Origin of the sequence: Ileibacterium valens, from assembly GCF_001945525.1 — a bacterium.
GTDB lineage: Bacteria > Bacillota_I > Bacilli_A > Erysipelotrichales > Erysipelotrichaceae > Ileibacterium > Ileibacterium valens.
This window is the reverse complement of record NZ_MPJW01000082.1, coordinates 1-12,746: the sequence shown is the minus strand read 5'-3', so window position 1 is coordinate 12,746 and position 12,746 is coordinate 1. Positions and strand designations below refer to the sequence as shown.

Sequence of the window (12,746 nt, the reverse complement as noted above, 5' to 3'; positions counted from 1 at the left end):
GTTTTGAAAGATCCATGGTGTGGTCTTGATGGCAGAATGGAAATACCCAGACACTTTTCGAACCTGGCAGTCAAGCATTCTAACGGCGACGATAGTGAACAGCGAAAATAGCAAGAGGCCATGCAAAGAATATTAGCGAAAGCACCCTGTATCTATGACGGATATAGGGTGCTTTTTATTTATGAAGACGATATAAACCTTATCTGTAATCTATGGTTTTCTAAAGACCATCACTCTATAAACTTCAATATATACGGAAGCAATCAAAAAATATGTGCATTAGGTCTTCATCAATTCCTAGATTTTCTATAGAGAATTATGTTCACTGCTCAAATAAAGAAAGAAATTAATGAAGACAAATGTTACAATGTGGAGTATTCAGAGAATTTCTGAAAATGATGAGGATAATTATGGCGAATAAAAATGAACAGCTGATACAAAACCTGAATACAGTGGCTGAATGCAATTCTGCAATTCAGGAGATTAATAAAAAATTTAAAGCGACTATGTATGTAGTGATGGTCTGCGTCGTTCTTTATCTGCTCGCTTTGTTCTGGCTGAGAAACAACGGAGTTGTTTTAATCATCTGTATTCCAATGCTGATCTTTGCGGTGATGAATAATCGATATGGAAAACAGATTCGGGTGATTGCAGGAAAACGCGAACAGATTCGAAAGGAAGAAGCAAGAGTCAACGCCGAAACAAATAGTGAGGGTGCAGAAGTGGTTGAGCTTCAGCCAGGAGATATTACTGAAACGATCACCAATGCAAAGTCTTTAAATGATCTTCCTAAGGAATACACAGTTCTTGATGAAGTGATGATCAACGAACGACCGGCAGCTCATATTATCGTTTCTCCATATGGAGTTGTCATTGTGGATAATGAAGACCGTACTCAGGAAGTTCGTGATCTGCTTGAAAACCTGAATATTGAATATCCGATTACATGGTATGAACCGGTTTCTGAAGAACAGGTGTTTGATTTGGCTTCGAAGATTCAGGAAAACAGAACTACGGTTTTAACGGAACCAGAAATCTATAAAATTCTTTATCGTCTGAATGGATTAGCTTAAATTAAAAAATGAATATACACTAAGAAATGCCTTTGGTAACCGAAGGCATTTTTCTTTAGGAATGAAAGTAGACTTTTTAGGATCATTTTTGCCAACTTGATCATTTGGATTATTGATTTGAATCCATCACGTAAAAACAGCCTGCAGAAGGAGATGGGCTGCAGACTGGGAATATTCGAAATAAAAGGGATGGATCTTTCGATGCATCCCTGGAACCATCCAGGAACGACCGATACTAGTAAATATTGTTCAGGCTTACTATAATTGTTTGGCTTTCTTATAAACAGTTTCTATCTTGGTTCGCTGGCTATCTAGTAATTTATAGCGTTCCAGCCTTCCTTTGTCTTACCGTTTCCTTCAGCTTCAGCCGCGTATTGCGATTGATTGGATTTCATCCGATGCTTGCAATCATCAGGGTGATCAGTTTTTCCATATCCTTGGCGCATCTAATTTTGTTTTTGCTGAAGTCGCTCATTTATCGTCCTTTGCTCTGCCTGCTACAGAACATCAAATCATTTTCTTTGGACATATCACACATTTGTGAGTGCGTAATTCGTGTTACGCCTGGTATGATTATTCATGACGATAATGCATTCAGATCGATTTAGATAATCTGTTCTTTTGGAAGATCTCAAAGATTGTTAACTTTCCATCTGGATAAGCTGCCTGATTTCTTCCTCATTTTAGCTAGCCATTTCCTTCTTTACGAAAATGACTTCTGCCTTATGACCAGTGATTCTTTCCGCATCAAACGATCCATTCAGATCACCTTGATCTGGCAGTCATAAACTCCATCGAGTTTGATTTTACAAAGATTCTTTTGAAGATCTACTGATTTTCCTCTTTTGAGTTTCAGCTTTTGCAGATTAATTTATCTTCTGATTCAGAAGAATCTGGAATTCATATTCGCTCATTGCAAATATCCAAAATTCTCTTTCTTTGATTCACTCTGGCTCATTGCCAGGTTTCAGACAATCATTTCGTTTATCTGCCTGCTCTTCGATTCCTCAGGTTCCATAAGAGATGAACAACAGGTTCACTTCTTATAAAAATTCATCCACTGTTTTGCTTTACTGCCTTCCGTTTCTGGGAATTTCTGCGACAGATTCTTTCTGAATCAGGAATCATTTTATTCGCAAGTGGCTGCTGCTTTTACCATTTTCAGAATCTATCCTGAATATTTTGGAATAACTTCTCACTGGTTTCTTTTCAGCCAGTCATTTCTGATCTGCCTGGTTTCTGTTTCCAGATCGATTCTCAACTTCCTGATCATTCTATTCAAGATATTTTCTGATCCAGTCCAAGTTCTTATGCATCAAAACATCGTTTGAATTTGGAAATCAGAATTCTTTGTATGGGTGATTTTAACGTCTTTTCTGATGAGCCTGTTATCGGTTTTTTTGTTCCTGGTTTAAGAAGATCTTCTGTTCTTCTTAAGGTGATTCCATGATATCGTCTTCAGGCAGTAAAGAAAATGGGGTTGTCCGTAATGGGCGCTAATCTGTCTGTTCTGGTCAGATGCTAAAATTTTTTATTGTTAGGCTGCGAATGGTAAAGTAAATTTTCGATTTCAGTTCATAACCAGTTTGTAATTGATATGAAAAAATTTCGTAAAATGAACTTAAGAGGATAATGGTCATGGTTTAAAGAGATACGAAAAACAGAGAAGAAGAACATGAGAATTTGCAAAAGAGGGATACTAAAATGAATTTTGAAAATAAGCATTGTGATGAAGATCTGAAACAAAAAATTCGATTTCGCAAAACATACGTAAAGACAGTACCGGTATTTAAAAATAAATCGGTCAAGGCTATTCTGGCTTTATGCCTGAGCTTTTGCCTGCTGGTTATTGGAGCCATTGGCTGCGCGAAAAGGGAGACTATTCATATTGGAGTTCAGAATGATAATGAATTGAAGATTATGGCAGAAATGGCCTCCTTACTTTTACAGGAACAGGGATACCCATCCCAAATTATTGAAATTGATGATGGACTTCAGACTTTGCATTCAGCTGTTCTGGGAGGAAATATTGATATGTATCCAGGATTTACCGGTGAAGGCTGGAGCGATATTCTCAACCAGAAAGAAACATACCGAAAAACCAGACTTTCAGAACTCAAAAAGCAATATGAAAAAATGAATATGCAATGGGTTGGAGTGCTTCCCGCCTACTCGCTTTATACTCTGGCTGTTCGTAAGGAGACGGCAGATAAATATAACCTGAAAGATCTCAGTGATCTGGCCAAAGTCAGCAAAAATCTGACTTTGGGATCCAGTTTGACAGACCTCGAACGACAGGACAGCATCCATCTGCTTGAAGAGATCTACGATATGGATTTCAAGACGACAAAGGTGATGGAATCAGATCAGTTCATCGAAGCCTTAAAAAATCAGAGTGTTGACGTGATTCCAATTCGAAGTAATGATGGAAGGATTAAGAATTCTGACTTTGTTACTTTAATTGATGATCGAATGGCTTTACCGGAATCTTCACCAGGTTATGTTTTAAACGATCAGCTTTTAGAAGATGATCCTCAACTTGAAAGTGCACTTGAACGGATTTCATCGGTGATCAGCGCAAATGATCTTTCCGAGATGAACAGGCGAACAAAACAGGAGAAGGAAGATCCCCGGGCAGTCGCCAGAGAGTTTCTTCAATCCAAGGGAATGCTCCCTTAAATCTCTTATGGAAACCGCAATCAATCCTGTGAATAATACGTAAGTCATTAAACATTTCTGTATGTTTCACAATCACGAATCATTCATGTCTAAAAAGCAGGAGTCATATGAAGAACTTTTCATATGACTCCTGCTTTTAAAACACATCCTACCAGAGATAGGGGATCAGACGGTATCTGACTTTTTCTGTGTATTCTGTATAGCCAGGCAGATTCTGGTTTAGAAACTGTTCTTCTGAACGAATTCTTGAAGCAATTATGAACGGATAGACAAGAAATACCAGAAAGCCAGGCAATGATCTTAAGATGAGCGGCATTGAAAGGAAAAGGACCAGAGTGATTGCATACATTGGATGACGTACGATTCCATACAGACCACTGTCTACAACCGTCTGACCATCCTGGACCTGAATCGTTCGTGATAACCAGGTGTTTTCCCGAAGTACTTCTGCATATAAGGCATAAGAAATAAGGAACAGAATACAGCCAAATAAGGAAACCGATTCAGGAAGTATTCCAAACTGATATCGGTAGGATAGCCCAGATACAATCAATCCAGCAATAAACATGAGAGCGCTCTGTTTTACGACTGTTTTCTGTGCGCTAACTTTCTCTTTTGAATCCAATCGGCTTTTTAACAATGCCGGATTTTTGACCATCATAAACAGACCGGCTATAAACATTGGTATAAACAAAATCCCCATAAGAATCCAGCCGGATTTCCAGTGAACAGTTCCTGCCGGAATAAAAAGCAGGCATCCTAAAAGGAGAACTCCTGATAGAAATTTGCAGATGGCTTCCAGGAAAAGATGGATCGAAAGATTTTTCATAAACATGACTCCTTTTGTCGCTTCTGACAAGGTAATACTAAAAATAAAAAAAACTAACAAGAAACCAATATAGTGATTCTTGGTGTAAAGCAGATCACTCTTATCCAGATTTTGCAGTTCTATCCACACAGCTTTGTTCACTCGATTGGCTGGTGCGGGCAGTGAACTTTACCATTTGCCGAAAAGACTGTAGATTCCTATGAATCTTAGTGCATTTGAGGATCTCTTTGTGTATTGTAATAACTATAGGAAACGTTTTCATTAAAACGTTATATAGAAATCTGGAAAGGAGAACAAATGGCTAAGAAAATTACCATTAAGGAAATTGCCCGCGAATCCGGCTATTCCATTGGAACCGTTTCAAGGACTCTGAACCAGATGCCTGGCGTTTCTGAAGAAGCCCGGGAAACCATCATGCAGATTGTCAGGAAATACAATTTTGAGCTGAATACGAATGCAAAATTCCTGAAGCAAAGAAACCGTTCAGGAATCATGATTCTGGTTCGAGGCAATAACAACATGCTTTTTGCGGATCTGCTTGAAAAGATGCAGATGCTCATTACAGAAAAAGGATATGATCCTTTAATTTATTACATTTCGGAAGATCAGGATGAAGTTGAAGAGACATTAAAATTCTGCAGAATCCGTTCTCCAATGGGCATCATGTTTTTAGGCAGTACCCGTGAACATTTTCGTAAGAACTTTCAGAAAATCACGATTCCATGTGTTCTGGTTACTAACTCAGCTATGGGACTGCCTTTTAACAATCTTTCAAGTGTCACTACCAATGATTCAGCTGCGGCGCAGTTTGCCGTTGAATACCTGTTTTCTTTAGGGCATGAACATATAGGCATCATCGGCGGAAGTCTCTCTGACTCACAGGCAGCCAAATCCCGCTATCAGGGAGCTCAGTATGCTTTCTATAATCGTCAGATCCCTTTTAACTTTGAAAAACAGTATGTCGAAAATTACTTCACAATTGAAGGGGGTTATCAGGCAATGAAAGAACTTCTGGCTAAAATGCTAGAAATCACGGCTGTTTTTGCCATGTCCGATGTTTCAGCTCTGGGGGCAATTCGAGCAATCGCGGATTCAGGAAAACGAGTACCGGAAGATATAGCTGTTGTTGGCTTTGACGGTCTTAAAATTACTCAGTTTACCATCCCAAGACTGACCACGATTCGACAGAATACGGATGAGCTTGCCAGACGTTCAGTTGAAGTCCTGTGTAAAACCATCGAAGAACTCTGCCCTCCTGTTTATGAAGAAATTTCCTTTTCATTTGCCAAGGGGGAAAGTACTGCTCCAGTAGAAGGCTATCTGGTAAAAGAAATCATTACTGAAGAAACCATGCTTGATATGGATGAAACTGTAAAGACTACAGTGAATACACAAAGCAGCAAAACAGATCAATGTCCTGAGAAGAACTCTGAGAAAGCCGAAATGAAAACGGAAGAGTGCTTTGCATAGAGAACCATCATATAAAGAATCATAATAGAAAAGAAATCATCAATAAGGATAGTTTATAAACGTTTTAAAGTGATTTCATTTCAGGTATCCGTTGGTTTTTGTCATAAAATAAGAATTGAAATCTCCCTGAGAGATCTTAGAATCGAGAGAAATATATGAGAAAAAATGGCGTTCTGCTGCATATTTCAAGTTTGCCAAGCAATTACGGTATTGGTACTCTTGGTCAGACAGCAAAAGATTTTGTCGACCAGTTAGAGCGAAACGGTCAGACTCTATGGCAGATTCTTCCGGTCTGTCCAACAAGCTTTGGAGACTCTCCTTATGCTTCCTATTCGACATTTGCAGGAAATCCATACTTTATCGATCTGGATATGCTTGCCTCGGAAGGTTATTTATATCCGGATGAATTCCAGTATGAGAAATGGTATGAAGAACCAGGACGGGTTGACTATGGAATTATGTACAATACCCGTTATCCGATCTTAAAGAAAGCTGTTGCCCGCTTTCTTGCCAATCCACCAAAAGATTATGAGAAATTTTTAAAAGATAATAAGGACTGGCTGGAGGATTATTCCTTATTTATGGCATTCAAGGATGCCAATGAAGGAAAGCCATGGCAGCAGTGGGATGAAGAATATCGGGTCTACGATCCAAAGAAGATTGACAAATGGAAAGAAGAATTTAAAGAATCCATTGATTTTAACAATGTGCTTCAGTACCTGTTCTTTGAGCAATGGAATGCGTTAAGAAAGTATGCCAATGATCATGGAGTAGAAATTATCGGGGATCTACCTATTTATGTAGCGATGGATTCGGTCGACGCATGGTCGCATCCTGAACTGTTCATGATGGATGCCGACTCCAAACCTCAGATGATCGCCGCTGTTCCACCCGATGGATTCAGTGCGGATGGACAGCTCTGGGGAAATCCGGTATATAACTGGCCATATCATAAAAAGACTGGATATGACTGGTGGATTCGCCGTATTGAACAGATGACCAAACTGTACAATATTGTCCGCATAGACCATTTCCGCGGATTCGATTCCTTTTATGCGGTCAAAGCGGATGCTAAAGATGCTAAGAAGGGAATCTGGATGAAAGGGCCAGGAGCCGAACTCTTTGATGTCATGCGTAAAAAGATTGGCGAGCAGAAAATTATCGCCGAAGATCTGGGCTACCTGACAAAGTCAGTCCGTAAGATGCTTTCTGATACAGGCTATCCAGGAATGAAGGTTATGGAATTTGGTTTTGATTCCAAGGCGGATTCCGGAAAGGAATACCTTCCATATAACTACCCTCAAAACTGTGTGGCCTATGCCGGAACACACGATAATGACACCATATATGGATGGTTCGAATCACTCTCAGAAGGTGATAAGGAATATGTCCGTGAATATCTCGATACCTGGGATCCTGAATGGTATAACTGGAGAATGTTCTCTCAACTGCTGGGCTCTCCAGCTGATACGACAATCGTCATGGCGCAGGATCTGCTTCGTTTAGGCTCTGATACTCGAATGAATCAGCCGGGTTCAGTAGGAACCAACTGGCAGTGGCGATTAAAACCAGGTGAACTGGATGAAGATACCATGTCTCATCTGAAGTATCTGACTCGTGTCTACGGCCGCCTTCCAGAACAGAACCTCGAAAAGGAAGAAGAAGAGGAAGACATCAAGGTCTATGATCCAACTGAAATCGCAATCGAAGCGATTATTGATCCACCTGCTGATCCAACATCGGTTACGAATCCTGCAGAAGTAAAGGGATAATATAGCGCTGAATGCGATGAATGGAATCTAAGCAGTTACACAAATTGTGAACAACCAAAAGCCTTCGATCCACTCTGACCGGAACAACATAGTTCTGATCAGAGGATCAAAGGCTTTTTTTTGAGATACAAAAAAGACAGAAAATATCTCAGTTAACGTTTTTTGAAATTCCCGGATTTTTTTCGGGCTTCTTCTACAGCTTCAGCCTGAATATAGGAAAGTTCAGCCACTTTTCCATCTTTGAAATGAAGAAAGATTCTTCTACGGTACTCTTCGCTTTTACGAATATCCCGAAAGCGGTAAGTCTGATCTTCATTCATAAAAAAATGACGGCCAAGAATCAGCGTTCCTTTACCAATTGTTTTAATGACCTGAGCGAGATAGAAGAATACAATCGCACACATGATCAGAATCAATCCCGGATTGTCTGGGGTTTGGTCAGGAGTATTGGTCTGAGTGAGATATTCCATAATAGCCATGAATGTAAAGGCGATGATAATAAAGGCATCCATCATCACAGTGCCTTTTTCAGTAAATACCTTTCTGGCTTCTGGATGATCAGCCGTTTCTTTTTTCTGGGCTTTTTTTATCCTGATCAGTTTTAAAAGCATCTTGATAAACAGAAAGATGGCAGCAGCCAGAAGAGCAATGCCAAAAATAAGGAATGCGTAATAAGCCATAAAAATTCCCTTTCAATAGTAAATCCGCACAGATCCAGCAATGAATGTGCAGATCAGATCGTATATTGCACTCATTATAATTCAGCTCAGATCACTTCGAAAGCTTATCTGATAACGATTATCAAATGGAGAATTCAGGTTTGATTCTGTAATGAATAATTGATTCTCACTTATCTCGTTGTCTGTAAAATCCTGGAAAATGAATAAGAAGTCTTTCAGATCAAAAAATGAAATGAGCCAAAAAGCTAAAACATGAAATAAGACTTACTACAAAACAAGATCTATATAGATATTAATGAGATATATTCAGAAACCATAAGAGTATAAAATGAGCCATGTGAAAAGAGATTGAAAATAGAGATTGCAATTTAAAATGCGAAACTTAATCTGATAAAAAATAAGTCTGAAAAGGAAAACAGCTCTGGATAAACGCAGAAAAATAATGAAGATAATGAAAGTATTCAAGGTAAAATAGGAAAACATGAAAAACAAGAAAGGAAACAAAGATTATGGCAATTGAGAAGGCAAGAAAACATCTGGCTGAATATGGCATGGAAGAGCGTATTCAGGAACTGAGTGAATCGAGTGCAACTGTAGCCCTGGCCGCTAAGGCTTTAGGATGCGAGCCTGAAAGAATCGCAAAGACCCTGTCTTTTATCGTTAAAGGAAATCCAATACTGATTGTCGCTGCCGGTGATGCGAAGATCAGTAATCCCAAGTTCAAACAGACATTTTCTGAAAAGGCAAGAATGATTCCGGCAGATCAGATTGAAGAATTAGTAGAGCATGCGGTTGGTGGAGTCTGTCCTTTCGGAATCAAAGAAGGCGTCAAGGTCTATCTTGATGAAACGTTAAAACGATTTGAAAGTGTGTTCCCAGCCTGTGGATCAGCTAATTCAGCCATTCTTCTCAGCCTCGAAGAACTAGAAGAGGTTTCCAAATCCGAAGGTTATGTGGATGTCAGCAAAGAATAGGTGCCGATAGCTTTGATATCGGACTTGCAGGCAGCTGACTCATTGAGAATGGGCTTGGTAATTGAAAATAATTCAAATAAGATTTTTTAAAACCAAAAATAGAGGGATTCATATATCATTAAGGACATATTTCTATAATAATCCGAATTAGAAATGTGTCTTTTTTTATTGTGACTGTCGAAATTAAGAAGATGACTTTGAAACCTTTTTCGGAAAGCGTTTACTCTGGTAAAACATACAAATTTTTGCGTTTTTTACACAATTGTTTAGGGGATTTGTCTCTAATTGAATCGTTTTATAAAGTCTTAAAACGTTTACACGCTGAACACTAGCAATTTGGAATTCAGAACTTTATTCTTATCCTCAGGAGGAAACTTCAATATGAATATGGAAAAAATGATGCAGGACAAAGCGGTTTCTATGTATGGATCCGATCTGTCCAACTGCAGCAACGAACAAATTTATCTGCTGCTGCTTGATATAACTAAGGATCTGATGGCTAACGCTCCTTTGATCGAAGGAGACCGCAAGCTTTATTACATTTCCGCTGAATTCCTGATTGGAAAACTACTTTCCAACAATCTGTTAAACCTTGGTGTTTACGATCAGGTTCGTGATGTCCTGGCAGGAATGGGAAAAACTCTTGCAGAAATCGAAGAGATTGAACCGGAACCATCTTTGGGTAACGGTGGTCTGGGACGTCTGGCAGCATGTTTCCTTGATTCCATTGCAACACTCGAACTTCCTGGAGACGGAGTGGGCCTGAACTATCATCTTGGTCTGTTCCATCAGAAATTTGAAAACCGTAAACAGAAAGAACTTCCTGATCCATGGATGACGGCTCAGTCCTGGCTCAATGATACGGGAAAATACTATCCTGTTCATTTCGGAAATATGGATGTTGAAGCTCATCTGAAGAGTATGGATGTCATCGGTTATACTGGTAAGAAAAATCAGCTTCTCCTGTTTGATCTTGACACTGTAACGGAAGCAATCGTTGAATCCGACAGCATCAACTTTGATAAGAATGATGTAAAAGAAAACCTGACTCTGTTCCTTTACCCGGATGATTCTGACGAAGTCGGAAGAAAACTGCGCGTCTATCAGCAGTACTTCCTGGTAAGTGCAGGAGCTCAGATGATTCTTGAAGATGTGAAAGCTCATAGTTGGGATCTGAAGAACATTTCTGATCATGTCGTTATTCAGATCAACGATACTCATCCATCGATGGTTATTCCGGAACTGATCCGTCTGCTGATGGAAAACGGACTGAGCCTTGAAGAAGCTGTTGCTCAGACTGAAAAGGTTTGTGCCTACACCAACCATACCATTCTGGCTGAAGCACTTGAAAAATGGCCTTCTCACTTCATTGAACAGGTGGCCCCACAGCTGATGCCAATCATTCGTGAGCTGGATGCCATTGCCGCAAAACGTGATGATAATCCAAAAACAAGAATTATTCAGAACGATATCATCCATATGGCAAACATGGATATTCACTTCTCCAAATCCACTAACGGAGTAGCAAAGATTCACACAGATATCCTTAAGGATACTGAACTGCATGACTTCTACAGACTTTATCCTGAAAAATTCAATAATAAAACCAACGGAATTACTTTCCGCCGCTGGCTGCAGGCCTGCAACCCTCAGCTGACCAAATGGATTATTTCCAAAATTGGCGATGGATTCCTGAAGGATTCAATCGAACTTGAAGCCCTGAAGAAATATGCTGCGGATCCAGAATGTCAAAAAGAAGTCCTGGCGATCAAACGCGAAAAGAAGGAAGAACTCGCTGTATTCTTAAAGAACCGTCAGGGAGTTGAAATCGATCCGAATTCCATCTTTGATATTCAGGTTAAACGTCTGCATGAATACAAACGTCAGCAGATGAACCTGCTTTCTGTCATTAATCTGTATCAGGAAATCAAAAATGGATATGTACCAGAAGAAAAGGTGACTGTAATCTTTGGTGCCAAAGCCGCTCCTGCCTATATTCTGGCTAAAGACATCATCCACGCAATCCTCGTTCTTTCTGACCTGATTGCCAAAGATGAAGTGGCTTCTAAATACTTGCAGGTTGTTATGGTTGAAAACTATGACGTGACCTGTGCTGAAAAACTGATCCCAGCCGCAGATATTTCTGAACAGATTTCTCTGGCTTCAAAAGAAGCATCTGGAACTTCCAATATGAAATTCATGCTGAATGGAGCAGTGACTCTGGGTACAGATGATGGCGCCAATGTTGAAATTCACCATTTGGTTGGAGACGATAATATCTTCATCTTTGGTGTGGATTCCGATACGGTAATCAAACACTATGAAAAGGCAGATTATCATCCACAGGATATCCTGGCTCAGGATTCCAAGGTCCGTGAACTGGTTGATTTCCTTGTCAGTGAAGAAATGATCGCTTTGGGAGATCAGACATCTCTTGGCCGTCTGCATCATGACATCACTACAAAAGACTGGTTCATGGCTCTGATCGACCTTGAAAGCTACATGAACTGCCGCAAGGAAGCTTATGCCGCATATGCTGATCAGAACAGATGGGCTCAAATGATGATCAATAACATCGCTGCAGCTGGATTCTTCTCATCTGACCGCACAATCGCTCAGTATAATGAAGAAATCTGGAAGCTGAAATAAGAAAACCGATTTGGTCTGCTGAAGGCCTGTTCACTTTTCAGCTCTGAAACTGATCACTTGCTGATCTGCTAAAAAGAATTCAGGCGGATAAAGTGATTCAGCAAGGCAGAGCATTGAAAGTCTGTTTAAAAATATCTGAATAGATCTGTAAGGAACCTCGTCAAAATTCAATCAGACGAGGTTCTTTTGCGTTGGTCTGCGGGTATTTAAAAATTCAGCTATCTGGCGATTGAGTTCTGATATTTATTAAATCCTTGATCCTGATTTATTTTCATCCTGAAAACTATCCTGAAGCTGATCAATCACTATGAGCTGGATAATGGACAGATGGGAGGTAAATGATATCGAAAAACAATAAAGATGTGGTAAATCATCGGAAATGCCCGCTAATTAACATACAAATTAAATTTTATGTTTAAAAATGGTCAATATTAAGGAAATATTTTCCCCGATTAATAAACTGTGGTTAAAGAGTTTAAAAATTATCTCAATAACCTGTAATTCCCAAGCTTTTTCTACCTAGAAATTCTATCTAATTTCTAACTGCTTTAATTACGCTTTATGTATAGCTTTTTTCGAGCTAAAACCACCCATATACTCCTAAAAAGATTTATTCTATA

General features: G+C 39.4%; 8 protein-coding genes and 1 rRNA gene. 7 read left to right on the top strand and 2 right to left on the bottom strand.

Translation table 11 applies throughout. The features are described 5' to 3' along the window. The first annotated feature begins 18 nt into the window (after positions 1 to 18). The 3 genes from rrf to BO222_RS03310 all read left to right on the top strand — a co-directional run bounded on the left by rrf (position 19) and on the right by BO222_RS03310 (position 3,752). Positions 19 to 124 (top strand): 5S ribosomal RNA (rrf, locus tag BO222_RS03325). A 286-nt stretch (positions 125 to 410) separates the two neighbouring features. Next, a complete protein-coding gene (locus BO222_RS03320; protein WP_075818316.1) occupies positions 411 to 1,073 on the top strand; it encodes a hypothetical protein in 663 nt (220 codons plus the stop codon). 1,704 nt (positions 1,074 to 2,777) lie between these two features. Further along, on the top strand, positions 2,778 to 3,752 hold the full coding sequence (locus BO222_RS03310) for an ABC transporter substrate-binding protein (protein WP_075818311.1): 975 nt from the start codon (positions 2,778 to 2,780) through the stop codon (positions 3,750 to 3,752). Between the two features lie 148 nt (positions 3,753 to 3,900). On the opposite strand, the gene BO222_RS03305 is transcribed toward BO222_RS03310, so the two are convergent. Next, positions 3,901 to 4,581 (bottom strand): methyltransferase family protein, encoded by a 681-nt coding sequence (locus BO222_RS03305; protein ID WP_075818309.1) that lies wholly within the window; start codon positions 4,579 to 4,581, stop codon positions 3,901 to 3,903. 297 nt (positions 4,582 to 4,878) lie between these two features. On the opposite strand from BO222_RS03305, the gene BO222_RS03300 reads away from it, so the two are divergent. After that, positions 4,879 to 6,051, top strand: a complete 1,173-nt coding sequence (locus tag BO222_RS03300; RefSeq protein ID WP_075818307.1) for a LacI family DNA-binding transcriptional regulator — start codon at positions 4,879 to 4,881, stop codon at positions 6,049 to 6,051. Between the two features lie 155 nt (positions 6,052 to 6,206). Beyond that, on the top strand, positions 6,207 to 7,823 hold the full coding sequence (gene malQ, locus BO222_RS03295; protein WP_075818305.1) for a 4-alpha-glucanotransferase: 1,617 nt from the start codon (positions 6,207 to 6,209) through the stop codon (positions 7,821 to 7,823). Positions 7,824 to 7,975: 152 nt separating this feature from the next. Here the strand turns inward: malQ and BO222_RS03290 are convergent, their stop codons facing one another. Further along, the gene (locus tag BO222_RS03290; protein WP_075818303.1) at positions 7,976 to 8,503 is read right to left on the bottom strand and encodes an MFS transporter; all 528 of its coding nucleotides are present in this window, start codon (positions 8,501 to 8,503) and stop codon (positions 7,976 to 7,978) included. Positions 8,504 to 9,012: 509 nt separating this feature from the next. On the opposite strand from BO222_RS03290, the gene BO222_RS03285 reads away from it, so the two are divergent. After that, positions 9,013 to 9,477, top strand: a complete 465-nt coding sequence (locus BO222_RS03285; RefSeq protein WP_075818301.1) for a YbaK/EbsC family protein — start codon at positions 9,013 to 9,015, stop codon at positions 9,475 to 9,477. A 381-nt stretch (positions 9,478 to 9,858) separates the two neighbouring features. Continuing rightward, positions 9,859 to 12,126 (top strand): glycogen/starch/alpha-glucan phosphorylase, encoded by a 2,268-nt coding sequence (locus BO222_RS03280; RefSeq protein ID WP_075818299.1) that lies wholly within the window; start codon positions 9,859 to 9,861, stop codon positions 12,124 to 12,126. Positions 12,127 to 12,746 lie beyond the last annotated feature (620 nt).